General features: G+C 68.2%; 18 protein-coding genes. 12 read left to right on the top strand and 6 right to left on the bottom strand.

Features of this window, described 5'->3' with window-relative positions:
• Nucleotides 1–63: 63 nt before the first annotated feature.
• From DQG15_RS08050 to DQG15_RS08030, 5 genes are read right to left on the bottom strand one after another with little or no spacing between them, the layout of a single operon-like run.
• Nucleotides 64–738, bottom strand: coding sequence for a PhnD/SsuA/transferrin family substrate-binding protein (locus tag DQG15_RS08050; RefSeq protein WP_116084269.1), 675 nt, complete (start codon nt 736–738; stop codon nt 64–66).
• On the bottom strand, nt 735–1,181 hold the full coding sequence (locus DQG15_RS08045; RefSeq protein ID WP_116084267.1) for a TerB family tellurite resistance protein: 447 nt from the start codon (nt 1,179–1,181) through the stop codon (nt 735–737). Before DQG15_RS08045 ends, DQG15_RS08050 begins: the two co-directional genes overlap by 4 nt.
• Before the next feature lie 47 nt (nt 1,182–1,228).
• Nucleotides 1,229–1,522 (bottom strand): putative quinol monooxygenase, encoded by a 294-nt coding sequence (locus tag DQG15_RS08040; RefSeq protein ID WP_370454172.1) that lies wholly within the window; start codon nt 1,520–1,522, stop codon nt 1,229–1,231.
• A complete protein-coding gene (locus DQG15_RS08035) occupies nt 1,519–3,345 on the bottom strand; it encodes a glycosyltransferase family 2 protein (protein WP_116084266.1) in 1,827 nt (608 codons plus the stop codon). The genes DQG15_RS08040 and DQG15_RS08035 overlap by 4 nt, the downstream gene beginning before the upstream one ends.
• Nucleotides 3,346–3,398: 53 nt before the next feature.
• The gene (locus DQG15_RS08030) at nt 3,399–5,108 is read right to left on the bottom strand and encodes a glycosyltransferase family 2 protein (protein ID WP_232830763.1); all 1,710 of its coding nucleotides are present in this window, start codon (nt 5,106–5,108) and stop codon (nt 3,399–3,401) included.
• A 318-nt stretch (nt 5,109–5,426) separates the two neighbouring features.
• Between DQG15_RS08030 and DQG15_RS08025 the strand changes: the two genes are divergently transcribed.
• From DQG15_RS08025 to DQG15_RS08005, 5 genes are all read left to right on the top strand, one after another.
• The gene (locus DQG15_RS08025) at nt 5,427–5,837 is read left to right on the top strand and encodes a hypothetical protein (protein WP_116084264.1); all 411 of its coding nucleotides are present in this window, start codon (nt 5,427–5,429) and stop codon (nt 5,835–5,837) included.
• 96 nt (nt 5,838–5,933) lie between these two features.
• Nucleotides 5,934–6,533, top strand: a complete 600-nt coding sequence (locus DQG15_RS08020) for a superoxide dismutase (protein ID WP_116084262.1) — start codon at nt 5,934–5,936, stop codon at nt 6,531–6,533.
• 209 nt (nt 6,534–6,742) lie between these two features.
• Nucleotides 6,743–6,976 carry a hypothetical protein gene (locus DQG15_RS08015; protein ID WP_116084261.1) on the top strand — a complete coding sequence of 78 codons (234 nt, stop codon included), beginning with the start codon at nt 6,743–6,745 and terminating at the stop codon, nt 6,974–6,976.
• Between the two features lie 2 nt (nt 6,977–6,978).
• A complete protein-coding gene (locus DQG15_RS08010) occupies nt 6,979–7,434 on the top strand; it encodes a host attachment family protein (RefSeq protein ID WP_116084259.1) in 456 nt (151 codons plus the stop codon).
• 251 nt (nt 7,435–7,685) lie between these two features.
• Entirely contained in the window at nt 7,686–9,794 is a 2,109-nt protein-coding gene (locus DQG15_RS08005) for a LysM peptidoglycan-binding domain-containing protein (RefSeq protein WP_116084257.1), read from the top strand.
• An 8-nt stretch (nt 9,795–9,802) separates the two neighbouring features.
• Here the strand turns inward: DQG15_RS08005 and alr are convergent, their stop codons facing one another.
• Complete coding sequence (alr, locus tag DQG15_RS08000) at nt 9,803–10,849, bottom strand: alanine racemase (protein ID WP_116084256.1); 1,047 nt, start codon at nt 10,847–10,849, stop codon at nt 9,803–9,805.
• Between the two features lie 225 nt (nt 10,850–11,074).
• On the opposite strand from alr, the gene DQG15_RS07995 reads away from it, so the two are divergent.
• The 7 genes from DQG15_RS07995 to cysS all read left to right on the top strand — a co-directional run bounded on the left by DQG15_RS07995 (nt 11,075) and on the right by cysS (nt 19,194).
• Complete coding sequence (locus DQG15_RS07995) at nt 11,075–12,187, top strand: S1C family serine protease (RefSeq protein ID WP_116084254.1); 1,113 nt, start codon at nt 11,075–11,077, stop codon at nt 12,185–12,187.
• Nucleotides 12,188–12,883: 696 nt separating this feature from the next.
• Nucleotides 12,884–13,306, top strand: a complete 423-nt coding sequence (gene dksA, locus DQG15_RS07985) for an RNA polymerase-binding protein DksA (RefSeq protein WP_116084719.1) — start codon at nt 12,884–12,886, stop codon at nt 13,304–13,306.
• A gap of 73 nt (nt 13,307–13,379) precedes the next feature.
• Nucleotides 13,380–14,552, top strand: a complete 1,173-nt coding sequence (locus DQG15_RS07980; RefSeq protein WP_116084252.1) for an FAD-dependent monooxygenase — start codon at nt 13,380–13,382, stop codon at nt 14,550–14,552.
• 31 nt (nt 14,553–14,583) lie between these two features.
• Nucleotides 14,584–16,410 (top strand): ABC-F family ATP-binding cassette domain-containing protein, encoded by a 1,827-nt coding sequence (locus DQG15_RS07975; RefSeq protein WP_116084251.1) that lies wholly within the window; start codon nt 14,584–14,586, stop codon nt 16,408–16,410.
• Nucleotides 16,411–16,676: 266 nt separating this feature from the next.
• Nucleotides 16,677–17,303, top strand: a complete 627-nt coding sequence (locus DQG15_RS07970) for an outer membrane protein (protein ID WP_116084249.1) — start codon at nt 16,677–16,679, stop codon at nt 17,301–17,303.
• A 232-nt stretch (nt 17,304–17,535) separates the two neighbouring features.
• Nucleotides 17,536–17,658: a hypothetical protein gene (locus tag DQG15_RS18725; protein ID WP_255415122.1), complete on the top strand. Its 123-nt coding sequence runs from the start codon at nt 17,536–17,538 to the stop codon at nt 17,656–17,658.
• A gap of 144 nt (nt 17,659–17,802) precedes the next feature.
• Complete coding sequence (gene cysS / locus DQG15_RS07965; RefSeq protein WP_116084248.1) at nt 17,803–19,194, top strand: cysteine--tRNA ligase; 1,392 nt, start codon at nt 17,803–17,805, stop codon at nt 19,192–19,194.
• The last annotated feature ends 57 nt before the right edge of the window (nt 19,195–19,251 follow it).

Below are 19,251 nucleotides of genomic sequence, written 5' to 3'. Positions count from 1 at the left end.
CAATTTTCGACCGAATGCAACGATCTGCGGCCCGCGGGACCGTGGCCGCCCCTGAACCTTGCGTCAGTTCTGCGACGACATCCGGTCGTAGGCCGCGTCCGTCACCCCGAGAAGCCCCGAGATTCCGAGGGAGGTTCGGGTCTCGGGCGGCAAGCTCGTCACTGCGGCGGCGATCGCGATCCGCAACGCGCCTGCAAGCCGGTCCTGCCGGGTGACGAGGGCGGGGCCGGCGAGGGCGTCCGAACGGGCCACCTCTTCCAGTTTCTCCGCAAGGTCCGTGTCCGTATGACGGATGCGGCGCCATTCGGTGACATCCATCGCGGCAAGATCGGCGGATCCTTCCGCGACGGCCCGGGCGGCCTCCGCCGGTGTTTCCGCCGCCGAATGACGGCGCTCAAAGATCTCGGCAAGCGACGCGTCGGTGGCCGCAACAGGGCCCACCGGCGTCTCCTCGCTCGTCCGCTTCAGAAGGATGCGGCAGGAGAACCCCGCGGGAACGCCGTCGATGTCGCGGTCGAAGGTGCCGATGAGCGTCAGATCGGCGCGGTTGGAGAGGTAGGCATGGGCGGGGATCTCGGCGAGGAGAAGGTGCTCGTCCCCGATCACCCCGACCGGTCGGGTATCCTCCAGCTCGCCCGGCGCCGTGATCGCATGCTCGCGCAGGTGATCGCGGATCAGGGACCAAAACTCGGCGGTCTCCGCCTCGGCGCCGGCAAGGGCAGGCAGGGCGGCGATCACGAGCGGGCGGCTTCCACGCGCTGGCGCGCAAGGCCGGAATCCTTGTCGCTCACGCCGATCAGCTTGGTGACGAGGCGGATCAGTCCGTCCTCATCCTCGCTCCGCTCCCCATCGGCGAGTACCACGTCCCACATCGCCTCGATCACCGCCTCGCGCTCCTCGTAGGGAACTGCATCCTTGATGGCGCGGGTGAAGCGGACGTTGTCCGGGGCTTCGGCTTCGAGCCCCTCGGCATCGCCGCGCAGGGTCGCGGCGTCGAAGGCGGACAGCCCGTAGCGCCTGGCCACGATGCGGTCGATCCGCGCCATTTCCCGGGCATCGTAGGAGCCGTCGGCACGGGCCACGCGCACGAGAAGGGCAGTCAGCGCAAGGCGCGCGTCGGTGTCGGGAAGCTGCTCCGGGGACGTGTCGCCGGACAGGCGCTTGAGAAGATCACTGAACATGGGAGCCGATATAGACGCAACTTTGCGAACGGCCAGTGCCCGTGCTTTCACTCGGGCGTGACGGCGTGCGGATCCTCTGTGATCCGGTAGTCCCGGACGATCCCCGCCGTCGCATTCGCCCAAGGGGTGCCCTGAATGCGCGCCTGGTGCGCCTCGAAGGCCTCCCGGTCCGTGAACGTCTCCTCGACGGTCCAGACGAGCGGACCGGCCGGCGTCACTTCGAATGACAGGCAGCCCGGCTCCGCGCGGGTCAGGCGCACGTGCTCCGGCAGATGCGCTCGAACCGCCTCCGCCTCGGCGTCATCGGCGCAGAGCAGCCGGCCTTCCAGCCGCAGTGTCACCGCGCGCCCGAGCGGCGGGCGGGGGCCGGCGGGGCGAGCTCGTCCAGCCAGGTATCGTCATCGGCATATCCGAGGCGCTTCAGGGCATCGCCCCAGCGGGCGGCGTAGCTCACGGCGACGGGGCGGGGAAGGTCGCTCTGCCAATTGGCTGCCGCGTCCCGCCGCTCCTGTTCGGCCTGCTCCGCTTCGCGGCCGGGTGAGGGGATCGCCTCTCCGAGCGGACCATGGGCCCGGATCTGCTCCACCGCGCGGTCGATGTCGAGCCCTGCAACCCCGCATGTCTCCAGGGCGCCGCGGAGGAGCGTTCCGTCCGTGTCGGCCAGGATGTCCTCGTAGCGCAACTGGACGGCGCCCGGATGGCCGGAGGGCCAGGCCAGCATCTCCTTCACCGTCTCGGCGTGTCTGCCCTCCATCTCGAAGAGGAGACGCGCTTCGTTGTCCGGCAGCGCGCTGAGATGGTCCCGGTAGGTCGACCCGGCAAGCGCGCCCTGCGGCTCGTCGAGCCATGTGTGGGCGCCTTCGGGCGCGATCAGGTGATACGCCATGCCGGCCAGCAGAACGTTTCGCGGGTCCCGCACGATATGGATGAAGCGGGCCTCCGGATCGTTCAGCAGCGCCTCGGGGAAGCTGGACGACCAGTTGACCGCCAGGGCGGTGCCGGTCCCCTCCAGCTTCCGCATCGCGCGCGGGGAGCCGATATGGTGGAGCGGGAGGTCCTGGTCGCGCCGGATCGCGTGGAGCGCGCGCCGAAGCCAGTTCGTGCCCGACTTGTGGTGAGCGCCGATGCAGAGAAGCCGCGGAGTGCCGGCGGGGTGGAGCGCGGGAGCCGGGTGCGGGCGCTCCCCGAACGGGGCGTCGCCCGTGTCCCCGTCCTCCTCGGAGTAGATCCCGGTCTCCACGAAGCGGCGCAGGGCTTCATCCTGCATCTGGGCGTCGATGGTGCGCCGGCAGGTTTCGATCGCGGCGTCGCGAAGAGCTTTCAGCGCCTCGTCCTCGAGCAGGGACGCGATCTCGCGCTCCAGCGCATCGGTGCGGATCGAGCGGTCCTCGTTGGCGTTGAGGTCGAACTTCTCCCAGTACCCCATGTCGATCCGCCCCTTGTTCTTAGAATTGGCGGTGCCGCGCAGGCGCTTGAGAAGGAACTCCTCCCGGCTCTTGATGGCGTAGTGGTTCACCTGGGCATGGTCCCAGCCGATCGTCGAGGCGTTGAAGCACCAGCCCTTCTGGACGATCCGGTCTCCCATGTCCTGCCCGGAGGCGTTGACCCAGAGGATCTCGGCGGGATCGACCTCGGTCTGGCGGAATTTCGGCCGGTGCACTCCGAAGAAGTCGAAGACGCGCGGTCTAAAGAGGGTCTTGAAGCCCCAGACGAGCCCGTTCTCGGGGGCCTCGAAGGTCGAGCCGGCGGTGAAGCGGGTGGTGACGGGGGCATCGCGCCAATGCGCTTCCCCCGAGCTGCCCATGATCCGCCACGGGATGGAGATCGCCGCCGGATCGCCGCCGGAGGAGCAGGCCGCAATCAGGTCCGCAAAGGTGCCGTCGCCCGCGCGGATGTTCACGAACTCGTCGGCATCCACGATCATGACCCAGTCGGCGGCCCGAACCTTCTCCATTCCGCCGGCGCGGGAATAGGCGCGGCGCTGGGGGTCCATCCGGGGGCCGAGTGGATTGTCGAAATGCCGCACGATCCCGAGCTGATCGAGCCGGTTCAGGATCAGGTTGGTCCCGTCGGTGCAGTCGTTGGTAAAGATGGTGAAGTCGGTCGCGCCGATCATGCGGTGATAGGCGATCCACTCGAGAATGTAGGGCGCCTCGTTCTTCATCGTGGTGACGACGTGGATCCTGGGCGCGCCAGCCGTGTCGGTCCCCGAGCTCGCTACCCTTGGGCTGCCCCGAACATCTTCGGGGCCCGTGGCTTTCCCGGCGCCTCCATCGCGCCGGAGAGCGGTCCGGCCGGGACGAGGCGCAGGCGCGCAGGCCTCGGGCCCCCCGACATCTGTGGCGGCATTTCGGGTGGCGCGCTTGGCGGGCTTTCGCTCGGGCCGCCCGGCGGGACCTCGGCCGGTCCCCCCGGAACATCCTCGCCCGGTCCCCCCGGCGGCAGCTCCGTCGGCGCATCGGGCGGCGTCTCGTCCGGCTCGGGCGGGCGGGCAGGATCCGGCGCATCCGGCCCGGGGGCAGGGGGCGTCTCGGTTGGCGCGTCCGGCGGGGTTTCGTCCGGCCGGGGAGCGGGCGCCGGATCCGGTACGTCGGAGGCAAGAAGAGCGGCGCGGCGCTCGGTCTCAGCGATCGCAGCATTCGCCATTCGCTCGGCCTGCTGCGCTGTCGCCTCTTCGGCTGCATCGGCGCTGGTTTGTCCCTCTGGCGCCGGGCGGCCCTCGGCCGCGGCGCGCATCGCCTCGCGGGTTTCTTTCTTCCGCGCGGTCTGGCTGCTTGCGATCATCAGCGCGATGGCCTTGTCGGACACGCCCGAGGCGCGCATTTCCTCAACCTTCTGCTGCCAGACCTTCGGCAGGTGCTGGGTGAAGAGCACCTCGTCGAGCTTGTCGATGGACACCTCGGACGCCTGTGTCAGTTCCGCCAGCCAGACGTCGTATTCGCCGGTCTGCCGCAGCTGCAGCACCCGCGCCTCGTGATAGGCCAGCGCCGCCTCATGGAGCCGCGCCAGTTCGGGATCGGCGAGCATCTCCCCCATGATCCTCTTCACCGCGGCGGAATGCCGGATCGCGGTCCGGGCCTCGATCTCGTTGCGGTCGAAGATGGAGAAATACGCGCCGTTGTACTTGTCCGCCTTGTTGTTCACGTTGCCCCGCATCCGGCGCAGCAGGTACGCCTCCATGCTCTTCACGGCGTAGTGGTTCATCTCGGCGAGATCGTAGCCCAGCGTCGGCTTGGTGGAACGCCAGCCGGATAGGGCGAATTCCTCCGGCATCGGCTGCCCCGATCCGTTGACCCACGACTGTTTGAGCATCGCCTGCGCTCGCTCGGGGATCTGCTTGGCCTTGCGCATGTGCGGGCGGTGGATGCCGAGCTTCATGTTCTCGAACGGGCGGAACAGCGTCTTGACGCCCCAGCCCTTCTTGAACTGGTCGGGCGCGGCACGGGTGTAGCTCTCGGTGACGAGGCCTGGGTTCCAGTCCGTCAATCCGGAGGAGCCGAAGAAGCGCCAGGTGATCGCGATCGCGTCGGTGCCGCCGGGCAGCGCGGCCACCAGATCGCCGATCCGCCCGTCGCCCGTCTTCACCGCAAGGAACTCGTCGGCATCCATCGTCAGGATCCAGTCGCTGTTCATCACGGCGGGGTTCTTCTCCGCCAGGGACAGCGCGTTCGGCTGCGGCTTCTTGCCCTCGGGCACGTCATTGCGGAAGTGCCGGCAATAGCCGAGCGCCTCGAGACGCATGAGCATCGCATCCGTGCCGTCGTTGCAGTTGTTGGTGTAGACGCAGATGTTGTCGAAGCCGAGTTCGCGGTGATAGGCGAGCCATTCGATCACGGAATGGCCTTCATCCTTCATCATCGACAGGATCGTGTAGCGCGCGCGGTCCGGCGCGGCGCCGGGAGTTTCGGGCGGACGTGTCTTTGTCATGCTGGCTCGCCTCTTCTGCCTCGCGCCCGATCCGGCGACGGGTCTTGTCCCTCTGGCCATGCGCCCGGCGGGATCGCACCGGAGGGCCTGCCTGCCGGGGTCCGGGCGGGCGGGTCATACCGACGCCGACCTTAACGACAGGTGCCCGAGCACGTCACCCCTCCTTTGCGGCAAGGACAGGGACATTCGGCGTCAAATGGGCGCCATTCCGCCACGACAGGCCACGGGACGACCCGTTTGGCGGTACGGGCGTTTTCGGACGCAAGGCTGACGTGGTAAGGGCGCGCCACGCCCACCGATGTTCGGACGGAGTACGAGATGCGTTGCCTGTTGGTTGTTCCGGTCGCCGTGACCCTCTTCGCCTTCGCCCCCGAGGCCGTCGCGGAGATCTGGGATTGCGATCTGGAGGAGCAGGGCAGCAGGTACGGATACGTTCCGGAGCGCACCACGCTCCAGATCTTCGACGATGGCAGCGGAATTCTCGTCTCCGACGAGATCACGGGGCAGGTCTCGGATCGGCCCATCCTGGGGCGAATCGCCTCGCAGTCCGGTCCCCGCGTGTCGCTCCACTGGGAGGTCTACGGCCTCAAGAGCGCGACCCGCCAATATCTTCCCAAGGTCATGTACCGGGCCGGCCTGCGCCGCGACACGGGCGGGATCGCGGTTCTGGTACAGGCTGCCGGCTTCACCGAGATCTTTCGCGGGACGGGCCGATGCGAGCGCAGATGACCCCGCGCCGGGTCGGTCCGCGGGTTGACGCCACAGCGATGCACATCAGATAGCACGCAGACACTCATTCAGTCAGATACGAGAGAGGTTTCCAAAATGGCCTTCGAACTTCCCGAGCTTCCCTATGCCCACGACGCGCTGGCCGGTCAGGGCATGTCCAAGGAGACGCTCGAGTATCACCACGACATTCACCACAAGGCCTATGTCGACAACGGCAACAAGCTGATCGAGGGGACCGAGTGGGCCGGCAAGCCCGTCGAGGAGATCGTCAAGGGCACCTACGACAAGTCCGCCGTCGCCCAGTCCGGCATCTTCAACAACGCCTCGCAGCACTGGAACCACAGCCAGTTCTGGGAGATGATGGGCCCCGGCCCGAAAGCGATGCCCTCCGAGCTCGAGAGCGCGCTGACCGAGGCGTTCGGGTCCGTCGACAAGTTCAAGGACGAGTTCTCCGCCGCTGGCGGCGGTCAGTTCGGCTCCGGCTGGGCCTGGCTCGTGAAGGACACGGACGGATCGCTCAAGGTCACCAAGACCGAGAACGGCGTGAACCCGCTCTGCTTCGGTCAGACCGCGCTTCTGGGCTGCGACGTGTGGGAGCACTCCTACTACATCGATTTCCGGAACAAGCGTCCCGCCTATCTGAAGAACTTCCTCGACAACCTCGTGAACTGGGAAAACGTCGCCTCCCGCATGTGAGGCCGACCTTCGGCAAGGTGAAAGATTTGCTGCCCCGCGCCCCCGGCGCGGGGCAGCTTCGCGTTTGAGGGGGCCTCACCTGAAGCTGGAGCCGCATCGAATCGTCTGCCCGCCCTCCCGTTCGGCCCGCTTCCCGCCACGTCGTCCCGCAGGAACCCGGCCCAGCCACCTCGCGTTCTGGAAGGGAAAGACAAGCCAAGGAGGCGACGATGCCTGATCGCAAGCGTTCGCAGGACGGAACCCGCGAGACAGACGAATTCACCACCGACCTGCCCACCCCCTCCGAGCAGGGCCGGGCGCAGGGCGAGCTGGAGCGCAAGGTCGCGACGCGGGATGAGGAAAAGCAGGCTCTGAAGGGCGGCGGCGCGACTCGCGTCACGAAGTCCGACGAGAAAGGTGAGGGCGGCCTCGGCGGTCTTCACGGAACCGGCGAGGAGGAATGAGCATGGCACATCTGGAAAAAGGCACTTGGGTCCTGATCGCAGATGGCGAGAAGGCCCTGATCCTGGAGAACCAGACGGACCACGAGAACCCGTTCTTTGAGGTTCGCCGGGAGGAGCACCATGAGAATCCGCCCACCCGCGAGCAGGGTTCGCACAAGCCTGGCCGGATGAACGACACCGGCGTCGGCCAGCGCTCCGCGCTCGAGGATACCGACTGGCACCAACTGGAAAAGGAGCGCTTCGCGGAGGAGCTGTCCGAGCTTCTTTACAAGCGCGCGCACCAGAACGCCTTCAAGTCGATCGTGCTCGTCGCGTCCCCGCGTGTTCTCGGCGATCTGCGCAGCCACCTGCACAAGGAAGTGCAGGGCCGCGTGATCGGTGAAGTGCCGAAAACGCTGACGAATCATCCGGTCGACGAGATCGAGCAGATCGTCAAAGGCGAGCTCGACGCCGCCTGATCCAAGACGTCCCGGCGGCGCCGGTTCTGCCACGCCGCCGGGACAACCCTGGTCCGAGACGGACCTGCCCCCGAAACCTTGTGCCGTCCCCGGCGTGTCTTCGTAAAACCGACCCATCTAGGGCCGGGTTCGGCACGTGGCGGAAATCCGCGGCGTCACGGGGTTTTGACCGCCCTCCAAGACGTTGCTATCTTCTGCCGACCGCGCAGTCGGTCCCGTGCGGGACGTCTGGGTGCATCTGGGGGACGACGATGGCGAGAAAGACCGGCTTCGGCCGAAAGGCGGGCCTTGCGCTCGGGGTCGCGGCGCTGATTGCCGCCGTTCTGGCCTGGTATGACATCACGGCGGTCCGCGATGTTCCGGACGACGACGATCTGGCGACATTTGCCGTGCCTGAAGAGGATCCGTCCGAAGATCGCTCGTCCTCCGCGGGCGAGGCGGAGATGTCGACAGCGCTGGAAGATAGTGCGGACGACAGCGACCCTGAAACGCCCGGGGGATCCGCTGATGACGCTGCCGAAGACCGCGGCGAGGCGTCCTCTGAAGAGGATCTCGTTCCGCCAGTCTTCGATCTCGTGCGCGTCGGGCCGGACGGGGACACGGTCGTTTCGGGCTCCGCTCCGTCCGGGTTCACCGTCACCATCGAACTCGACGGCTCCAAGGTCGCCATGGCGCCGACCGACGCGTCGGGGACCTTCGCCGCTCTCTTCGATATCGCGCTCGGCTCCGGCGCTCAGGTCATGGAGATCGTCGCCCGGGGGGATGACGGCGCCGTCATCCGCTCCGAGCAATCCGTCATCCTGACCCCGCCGCCCGGCGAGACCCCGGCGGACGGCGAGGGAACCGGCGAAGGAGAGCTCCTCGCGGATGGCGACGCCGAGGACGGGACGGAGGACCAGTTTGCCGGGCTCGAGGCGGACCTGCCGCCCTCGCCGGGTCCGCAGACAAGTCTCGCGGGCGATACGTCCCCGGACGATGCGGTGCAGGATGATCCCGCTTACGATCTCGCCATGGCAGACCCGCTGGAACTCGCGGCGCTGCCCGAGGATCCAGTTGTCTCAGAGCGCCGCGCCGCGGACGACGTGAACGAGGCGCCCGGCGTTCTGGACGCGCCCGAGCAGGAGCTGTCCGAAGCGGACACACCGGTAACCGAACTCGATGCCGCCGCGCTTGGTGACACTGTGCCATCGCTCGCCGAGAGCGATCCCGAGGACGGTGAGACGCTTGCCAGTCCGCCGGAGGCGGGGATGCAGGGCGATGACCTCGTTGCATTGGTGGAAGACCCCGCCGCGGTCGCACCGGAGATGCCTGTCGGTCGGGAGGCCCAATCGCCGGGAGAGACCGACGAAGGCGAGGCTGTCGCGCTCGCGTCCGTCTCGGCCAGCGGTGGGTCGGAGCTCGATGCAGCGGCCGCGCCACCGACCGAGGAGACGGAGGCCACTGCAGCGGCCGCGCCGGAGCCCGAGAGACAGCTTTCGGTCGCCGAGGCAGATCCCGAAGCGGCTCCGGACAGAGTCGCACAGGTCGAGGCCCCGGCAGGTTCAGCCGATCGCCCCGAGGCGCCGCTGCCGGAAGCTACGCGAACCATGGACGTGCCGACAGGCGAGACGCAGGCGGAGGTCCAGCCTCGGCAGCCCGTCGCAGAGTCCGATCCGGAGACCGCGCTTGCCGAGGCAGATGAGGCGCCTGCGGACAATGCCGCCCGCTCCGAAGCGCCATTGCCCGACGCTGAGCGGACATCGCGGGCGCCGACCGTTCTTCTGGCCAGCGATGAGGGCGTCAGCGTCCTTCAACCCGGCGACTCGGAGCAGGGGCAGGGGGATCGGGTCGTCATCGACGCGATCTCGTATGGCGATGACGGCGAGGTCCTGCTCGAAGGCCGGACCGCAGCGCATGCGGGCGACGAGGACGGTGACGGTGAAGTGCGCATCTACGTGGACAACCGGCCGGTGGAGCGGGTCGCCATCGCGGGCGACGGCTCGTGGCGGACGCCGCTTCCGGGGGTCGATCCCGGAACCTACACCGTCCGCGTCGATCAGGTGGGGGGCGGCGGCAGCGTCGTCTCCCGGTTCGAGACGCCCTTCCGCCGCGAAGCGCCGAGCACCATCGAGGCCACCCGGATCGAGGCGGAGGAGGGCAATCCCGACGTGGTCCGCGCCTCTGTCATCACGGTTCAGCCCGGCTACACGCTCTGGGGCATTGCATCGGACCGCTATGGAAGCGGGTACGACTACGTTCAGATCTTCGAGCAGAACAGGGACCAGATCCGCGATCCCGACCTGATCTATCCCGGACAGGTCTTCGATCTGCCGAAGGCCGACCCCCCCGCGGATGATCTCGAGGGCGGACCCGCCGACTAGGCAGTGACTCAGTTTGACTGGTGGTAGGAGCGGCGGTAGCGCGTTCCGAGGGAGGTCAGGATTTCATAGGGGATGGTCCCGGCTGCATCTGCCACGTCGTTCACCGTCTGCGCCGGCGAAAGCATGTCGAGATGGTCAGGGATCTCGTCGAGATGGCTGATATCGACGCCGATCAGGTCCATGGAAACGCGGCCGCGGATCGGGCAGGGGACCTCGCCCTGAAAGAGGGCTCCGCGCCCTGACAGCGATCGAAGGAGGCCGTCCGCATATCCGCCGGCGACCGTGGCGATCAGGGACTCCTCCCGCGCAGCCCATGTCGCGTTGTACCCCACCGCCTCGCCGGGTGCGACGAGGCGCGTCTGGATCACCGGCAGGCGCAGATGCGCGGCCGGGATCGCTTCGGCGAAGGGCAGGCCGCCGTAGAGTCCGACGCCGGGGCGGGTCATATCGAAATGATAATCGGGTCCGAGGAGGGTTCCGCCGGTGGCCGAGAGGGAGCGGCGGATGCCGGTCCCGTCGGTCATGTCGCGGAAGGCGGCGAGCTGGTCCTCATTCTGCGGGCTGCCGGGCTCGTCGGCTGAGGCGAGGTGCGACATCAGGAGCTTCGGGCCGCGGGGCAGCGCGAAGGGTGCAACGGCCTCCCACTCGCCCGGCTCCAGCCCGAGACGGTTCATTCCCGAATCGAGCTGCACGCCGAAGGGCGCGTCCGGCAGGTGCTCGAAATGGAAGGTCATCTGCTCGATGGAATTGAGCAGCGGGATCAGCTCGTGATCCCGGATCATGGAGGTATCGCCCTGCATGTGGCCGTTGAAGACGAAGATCTCCGGGCCGCCGCCGAGGGCGAGCCTGAGCGCGACACCTTCTTCCGGCATGGCGACGAAGAAGCTCTCTGCGCCGGCCGACCTCAGCACCTTGGCCACCCGGCTTGCGCCGAGGCCGTAGCCATCCGCCTTCACCACCGCTGCCGTCGTGGTGTCGCGGCCGGACATCGCGTCCAGCGCACGCCAGTTCGCTGCGATTGCGTCGAGATCGATCGAGAGAATTCCGCCTGCCATGGCCGCGGTTGTTCGTTGCATGGGCGCCCGCGTCAAGCCCGAACCGGCGCCGGGAGGGACGCCGGCCGTCGTCCGCCGGTGCCGGCGACCACGGGAGAGTAACCATGACGGGGAAAAGGGCGCGACGCTCCGGCGCACCGGCCTTGCCGCGGAAGGAGGAAGGCGCCACATCAGCTGCCGGCGGGGCCACGAGGTCGCTCCGCATTTGCCTGCGAGCCACTGCCCATGCGCGTCCTGTCCCGCCTGATCCTCCTTCTTGCCGCCACCGCCGCTCTCATCCTCGCCTGGAACACGCCCGAGATCGTGCGGGCCTTCGACCGGCCCAGCGTTGCGGCCCTGCCGGACCCTGCACCGGTGTCGCGGGACCTCGCGCCGAACGAAGAGGCGGTGATCGAGACCTTCGAGACCACGCGCGGATCGGTCGTCGCCATCTCCACCTCGCAGCGGCTGGCGGGGGCCTTCGGGTACGGATCGCGGGAGGTGCCGCGGGGCACCGGGTCCGGCTTCGTCTGGGACGACCGCGGGCATATCATCACCAACGCCCACGTGATCGAGGGGGCGTCCCGGGCCTGGGTCGGTCTTGCGAGCGGGGAGACCTACGAGGCCGAGCTGGTCGGCGTCGATGCGCGCCGGGATATCGCGGTGCTCCGGATTGACGCCGACTCCGTGCCGCCGGCCCTGCCGCGGGGGACGAGCGCGCCTCTGCGGGTGGGGCAGTCGGTCCTCGCCATCGGCAACCCCTTCGGCCTTGACTGGACGCTGACGACCGGCGTCGTCTCTGCCCTCGACCGCGAATTGCCGAGCGAGAGCGGGCCGGCGCTTCGCGGCCTGATCCAGACGGATGCGGCGATCAACCCCGGCAATTCGGGCGGTCCGCTGCTGGATTCGTCGGGCCGGCTAATCGGCATGAACTCGGCGATCTACTCGCTGTCCGGCGCAAGTGCCGGGATCGGCTTCGCCGTTCCGGTGGACACCCTCGCCCGCGTGGTGCCGCAGCTCATCGAGCGGGGACATTACTCGCCGCCGGATCTCGGCATAGAGGCCAATCCGCGGGTCAACGCGCTGGCCCGGCGTCAGGGACTGGAGGGGATCGTGATCATGGGGGTGCGGCCCGGCTCGGGTGCGGAGGAGGCGGGAATCGAGCCCGCCCGCCTGTCGCGCCGCGGCGGGATCGTGCCCGGCGACATCCTGACCGAGATCGACGGCACACCCGTGACGACGCTGGAGGCCCTTCAGGCCGCGCTGGAGGAGCACCGGGTCGGCGAGGAGGTGACGCTCACCCTCGAGCGGTCCGGGACCGCGCGGCAGGAGGCGGTGACGCTGGACGCCGGCGCCTGAGCCTCGGCGCCTATCCCGGCGCGCCATGAAGGCGGGCTTTTCGAGCAGATGCACGTCCTGCTCGTCTTCAGCGGTGCCACGGGGGCAGGGCGTTCGTCGCCTCTCCGGGCATATCGGCTGGGGGCGGGTTCTCGGCGAGGAGCGGCTTCAGCCAGTGCAGCACCTACGAGGTGGAGGCGTTTTCTAGAGACCAGCCTTTTCGCGCAGTGCATAGAACCGCATCAGAGCCGCTTCCGTCAGGTCTTTTCATCGTCCCGAGGTCCGCGGCGCGGATTTACCGGAAGACGCAGCGGCGCAGGACTGCGCCCGGCAGCTTCTTTTCGGTATTGCCCGTCTTGATTGTCACGGGGGCGTTGAAGGGGCGCGCACGGTCTCGCTGGTGCAAGGCTCGCCTCTGGCGAGACGCGGACGTTGCAGCTTCACCGGGGCGTTGACCGCCAAAGTAAGATCAGGGGATGCAAAATAGTTTGCCGTTCCATCAAAAGTCATTTGACTATAACCCTTTGAGAAGCCACCGCGACACTTGTACCGCGCGCGTGACGCACGGCGCGGTGCCCCCTCAAGCCCTAGTGACAAGAGCGGGGCGTTGGAGTAATCACCGCCGCAAAGGAAGCCGGTATGTCTCAGCTCGCCAGACTTCACGATGACATCTCTGACAGGCGGGATGACGACGTCACAGGACGCAAGGGAGCGGTCATGAAGCAGGAAACCTTTCTTCCCGACGATTATCGGCCGGCGGAGGACGAACCCTTCATGAACGACCTGCAGACGGAGTACTTCCGTCGCAAGCTGCTCGCGTGGAAGGCGGACCTGCTCGACGAGAGCCGCGACACCATCGAGGGCCTGAAGGATCAGACCCGCAGCATCCCCGACATCGCGGATCGCGCCAGCGAGGAGACCGACCGGGCGCTGGAGCTGCGCACGCGGGATCGCCAGCGCAAGCTCGTGGCCAAGATCGACGCCGCGCTGCGCCGGATCCACGAGGGTGAATACGGATATTGCGAGGATACCGGCGAGCCGATCTCTCTCAAGCGGCTGGACGCGCGGCCCATCGCGACGCTCAGTCTCGAGGCCCAGGAACGGCACGAGCGTCGCGAGCGGGTTCACAGGGACGACTGACCCAGTTGCGACGACCTGATACGACGACACGCCGGGGCCTTCGGTCCCGGCGTCCGCCTGTAAGGGGGGAGGAATGCTGAGCGGCCGGGACATCATCGTCCTCGGCGCCGGGATCGGCGGCCTCGCGGCGGCGGCAGCGCTCGCCCGGCGTGGCGCCCGTGTGCGCGTCCTCGAACGGGCGGACGCGTTGTCCGAGGTCGGTGCAGGGATTCAGGTCGGGCCGAACGGGATGCGTGTCCTGCATGGCCTCGGCTGCGGAGCGGCGGCCCGCGATGCCTCCGTGGCCGCCGGCCGCGTGACCCTCAGGGACAGTCGCAAGGGCCGCCGGATCGTCTCCCTCGATCTCACCCGCTTCGGAGAATTCCGCCAGTTCCACCGCGCCGATCTGCTGTCCGTCCTGGAGCGGGCCGCGCGGGGCGCCGGCGTCTCCATCGAAACCGGGCGCGAGGCAACGAACGTCCGAGCGCTGGCCGAGGGCGCGGAAATCGACTTCGTCGATGGCGAGCGCATCCGCACCTCCCTGCTCGTCGCGGCGGACGGCATCCATTCAAAGGGCCGGGAGGCGGTGGTCGGCGAGATGCCGGCCGTCTTCTCGGGGCAGATCGCCTGGCGCGCGACTGTGCCGGGGGACCAGCTGGAGATGCCTTCGGGCGCCGAGGTCTTTCTCGGGGCGGGCAAGCATCTCGTGGCCTATGCTCTCCGGGGCGGTAAGGAACTGAACCTCGTCGGCGTCGAGGCGAGGGACGAGCGGCGGCCCGACGGCTGGGATCATTCCGCCGCGCCCGAGGCGATGCGCGCGGCCTTTGCCGGCTTCGGCGGCCCGGTGCCCGGCTGGCTTGCCGCGGTGGAGACGGCGCGGCCCTGGGGACTATGGCTGCGGGAGCCGATGAAGTCCTGGTCTTCGGGCGGTGTCGTGCTCCTCGGGGACGCGGCCCATCCGATGCTGCCGTTCCTGGCACAGGGCGCGACGATGGCGCTGGAGGATGCGGCTGTCCTCGCCACGCTGATCGAGCGCCCCTCTCCCGATGCGACCGCCCTCGCGGCCTTCAGCGCGCTCCGGATCGGGCGGGTGCGCAAGGTCACGGCCGCGGCGGCGGCGAATGCGCGGAACTATCACCTGGGAGGCGGGCTCGCCCGGATCGCCCATGCGAGCCTGTCGGCGATGGAGCGCATCTCCCCCAACACCCTGCCGAACCGCTTCGCCTGGCTCTACGAGTACGATCCCTGGACCGCCGCGGGACGTTGACGCCGCTGCCCGGCCCGCATAGCTGCGCGGCATGGCAAAAGCACCTCTCCTGCAGCTCTCCGACGTTTCCCTGACCTGGGGCGGCGATCCTCTCTTCTCCGGCCTCGACGCCGTGGTGCAGACAGGGGACCGCGTGGCCCTGGTCGGCCGCAACGGCTCTGGCAAGTCCACCTTGATGAAGGTGATGTCCGGCGTGGTCGAGCCCGATACCGGCGCGCGCACGGTTCCGGCCGGGACCACCGTCGCCCGTCTCGAGCAGGAGCCGGACATGGCCGGCTGCGAAACCCTCGGGGACTACGCGATGGCCGGACTCGATCCGTCCGAGGAATGGCGCGTCGAAGCCGCCGCCGAGGGTCTGGACTTCGATCCGGACCGGCCCGTTGCAACGGCATCGGGAGGGGAGCGCCGCCGCGCCGCCCTCGCGCGCCTTCTCGCGGAGGATGCGGATCTCATGCTCCTCGACGAGCCGACGAACCATCTCGACATCGGCGCGATCCGGTGGCTCGAGGATCGCCTCGCCGAAACCCGCGCCGCGTTTGTCCTCATCTCCCACGACCGGGCGTTCCTCTCCCGGCTGACCCGCGCGACGCTCTGGCTCGACCGCGGGCAGGTGCGGCGGCAGGAAGCCGGCTTCGCCTCCTTCGAGGAATGGCGGGAGAAGACCTGGGCCGAGGAGGACGAGGCCCTTCACAAGCTCGATCGCAAGATCAAGGCCGAGGCCCGTTGGGCGGTCGAAGGGATCTCCGCCCGCCGCAAGCGCAACCAGGGCCGCGTCCGCGCGCTTCAGGCGCTGCGGGAGGAGCGGGCCGGCGCCATCCGGCGTCAGGGCACCGCGGATCTGGAGATCGACAGCGGCCGGACCTCCGGCAAGCTGGTGGTGGATGCGAGGAACATCTCCAAGCGCTTCGGCGACAAGGACATCCTTCGCGATTTCACGATCCGCGTGCAGCGCGGCGACCGTCTCGCCCTCGTTGGCCCCAACGGCGCCGGGAAGACGACGCTTCTGAACATGCTGATCGGCAACGAGGCGCCGGACAGCGGCACGATCCGCCTCGGCACCAATCTTGAACTCGCGGTCTTCGATCAGACCCGCGCCCAGCTCGATCCGGACGCGACGCTCTGGGAAAGTCTCACCGGCGATCCGGCGACCCGCATTGCCGGCAAGGGCGATCAGGTCATGGTGCGCGGCACGCCGCGGAACGTGGTGAGCTACCTGAAGGACTTCCTCTTCGACGAGTCCCAGGCCCGCGCGCCCGTTCGCGCGCTGTCGGGCGGGGAGAGGGCGCGGCTCTTGCTCGCCCGGATCATGGCGCACGAGGCGAACCTGCTGGTGCTCGACGAGCCGACCAACGATCTCGACATCGAGACGCTGGACCTGCTCCAGGATCTTCTCGGCGAGTACGACGGCACCGTCCTTCTGGTCTCTCACGACCGGGACTTCATCGACCGTATCGCGACGCAGACCGTGGTAATGGAGGGCGGCGGGACGGCGACGCTCTATGCCGGCGGCTGGACCGACATGCTCGCGCAGCGCCCCGAGGGGGACGCGATCTTCGCCGCCGCCGCGTCGGCACCGTCGCCTGCGCCGGCGACCAAGACGAAGGCGGAGCCCGCGCCCGCGGCGAAATCCGGCGGGAGCCTCTCCTTCACGGAGAAGCACCGCCTGGAGGAACTGCCGGGCGAGATCGAACGGATCGAGGCCGAAATCGCAAAGCTCGAACAGCTCCTGTCCGACCCGCAGCTCTTCACGAAGGAGCCGATGAAGTTCCGGAAGGCGACGGAGGCCCTCGCCGCCCGGCAGGACGCGCTGTCGAGTGCCGAGTCGGAATGGCTCACGCTCGAGGAGAAGGCCGGCTGAGAGGCCGTTTCAGCCCGCTTCCGGGGGTGTGTCGAAAAAGCCTCAGAAGCGGACTTCCTGATCGCGGGGTATTGGAGGGCCACCTGTCGGCCGGATTCTGCCGCCGCGGGCGGGATGACGCGCAAACTTCTGTATCCAAATGCAAAAAATTTGCCAATCACGCGGTTCGTGAACTGACATTCCGGCTCACGGCACCTAGATGAGCGTGGCACGGGGCAGACCCCGTTAGTCACGAAACGAAGCAGACCTCCTGAAAGGAGTGACTCATGAAATTTGCAGGCATCCTCGCGGCCACCACCGCTCTCGGCCTCGCCGCTCCCGCCTTCGCCGGCGGCCTCACCGCCCCTGTCGCCGAGCCTGTCGTGATGGCTCCCGCCCCGGTGGCCGTTGCCCCCGTCGGCAACTGGACCGGCTTCTACGCTGGTGGCCAGCTCGGCTACGGCAACGTCTCCGTCGACGACGGTGATGATGATGATGACGCGTTCGTCGACTTCGACGACGAAGATGGCGACGGCGCCCTCGGCGGTGTGCACGCCGGTTACGACTACGACTTCGGTTCGTTCGTCCTCGGTGCCGCCGTTGACCTGAACGCCTCCGGCGTTGAGTTCGACGACGTCGACGCCGAAATCGACGCGCTGCACCTCGCCAAGATCCGCGCCGGCTACGACGCTGGCCGCACGCTGATCTACGGCACCGGCGGTGCGTCCTTCGCCCAGTCCGACGACATCGGCGACGACCAGGGCACCTTCCTCGGCCTCGGCGCCGAGTACATGGTGACCGACAGCGTCTCCGTCGGCGGCGAGATCCTCGGCCACAAGTTCGACGACTACGACGACAGCGGTGTCGACCTCGACATGACGACCGCCCAGGCGCGCGTCAGCTTCCGCTTCTGATATCGCGTCCCGCCGATGTGCGGGGCGGATCAGGACAAGGGCGGCCGGGAGAAATCCCGGCCGCTTTTTTGTGCGCGTGGTGCAGGTGCTGCCGCGGGGTCACAGGGGCCGAGTTTTTTGGAGAGCGCCCTGCGAATCGTGGCCAAAATGCGGCAGGGTGCGCCCGGGGGAGGGCAGTGCCCTATCCTGTGTACGAGTGGACAGGGTCCGAGTGGAGATTCGGGCGGTTTTCATGCCGTCCGTCGTCCGTGTCGCGGCAGAGATCGGCCTTGCCGGTCCCGCCGCGGTCACGGGCGGTTCTGCCTTGCGGGCGCCGTTCGCGCTCCGGCGACGTGGCAAGGCTTGGCAGGACTGACGGGGCACGATATGGGGAGGCCATGACCCGTCCCGCCTGCATTCTGACCTGCATTATTCGCTGAACGTTTCGGCGGCCGGTCACACTCGCACCCATATCGGGACATTCGGGGACCGGGCGCCGCCCCAAGGAGCGCCCCTTCCCATGTCCGAGATCACGCTCTGGAACTCCCTTACCAAGGCCCCCGCGACGCTCGATAAGAGTGCCGGAGAGCCGGTATCGCTCTACGTCTGCGGGCCGACGGTGTACGATCGCGCGCATCTGGGGAATGCCCGTTCGGCGGTGGTCTTCGACCAGCTCTACCGGCTCCTGCGCCACGATCATCCGGGCGCCGTCAAATACGTCCGGAACTTCACCGACGTCGATGACAAGATCAACGCCCGCGCCGCCGAGACGGGGCGTCCCATCTCGCAGATCACGGACGAAACGACCGGCTGGTACTTGGGTGACATGGGCGCGCTCGGCGTTCTGGAGCCGGACGAGATGCCGCGCGCGACGCAGCATATCGGTTCCATGATCGCGATGATCGAGCGGCTTGTCCTGTCCGGGCACGCCTACGAGGCCGAGGGGCACGTGCTGTTCTCCGTCTCCTCCTACCCGGAGTATGGACGGCTGTCCCGCCGCTCGGTGGAGGACATGATCGCGGGCGCCCGCGTCGAGGTCGCGCCCTACAAGCGCGATCCGATGGATTTCGTGCTCTGGAAACCCTCGGGCGCGGATCTGCCCGGATGGGACAGTCCCTGGGGACGGGGGCGTCCGGGCTGGCATATCGAATGCTCGGCCATGTCCTACGAGCTTCTGGGCCCGTCCTTCGACATTCACGGCGGTGGCAGCGACCTGACCTTCCCGCACCACGAGAACGAAATCGCACAGTCTCGCTGCGCACACCCGGAGGGCGGCTTCGCGCGGATCTGGATGCACAACGAGATGCTCCGCGTCGAGGGGCGCAAGATGTCGAAGAGCCTCGGCAACTTCTTCACCGTCCGCGACCTGCTGGACGAGGGCATCCCGGGCGAGGTCATTCGCTTCGTCATCCTCGGTACCCATTATCGCAAGCCGATGGACTGGACCGGGGACAAGGCGGGGCAGGCGAAGACCCTCCTGCGCCGCTGGCGTCAGGAGACGGCGGGTGCCGAACCGGGCCAGATTCCGGACGCGATGCTGGACATCCTGCGGGACGATCTGAACGTGCCCGGGTTCGTGGCGGGGATGCATGAGCTGTCCCGCGACGGCAATGCGCCGGCGCTCCTTGCCGCGGGGCGGCTGATCGGGATCCTGACCGAAGAGCTCGGGGCCTGGGCGGAGGATCGGGGCGAGGGCGAGATGCTGGCCGAACTCGCGCGCGCGATGGAGGCGAAGCGCGAGGCGGCGAAGGCGAGCAAGGACTTTTCCGCGGTCGACCAGATGAAGACGGATCTCGCCGCGGCCGGTGTCGAGGTGCGCATGTCCCGCGAGGGAATCGAGCTGGTGGCGGGGGAGGGGTTCGATCCCGCGCGGCTGGACGCCCTCGCGGCAAGCGGGAGTGCCCCCCGATGAGGGCGCCGCGGGGGACTGACCGGTCCGGGGGATTGCCCGCCCGGCGCATCTCCGGTG

The organism is Tropicimonas sp. IMCC34011 (genome assembly GCF_003390865.1).
In the GTDB taxonomy this organism is placed as follows: domain Bacteria; phylum Pseudomonadota; class Alphaproteobacteria; order Rhodobacterales; family Rhodobacteraceae; genus Tropicimonas_B.
Note: the sequence above shows the minus strand (reverse complement) of the source record. Positions and strands in the feature narration are given on the sequence as shown.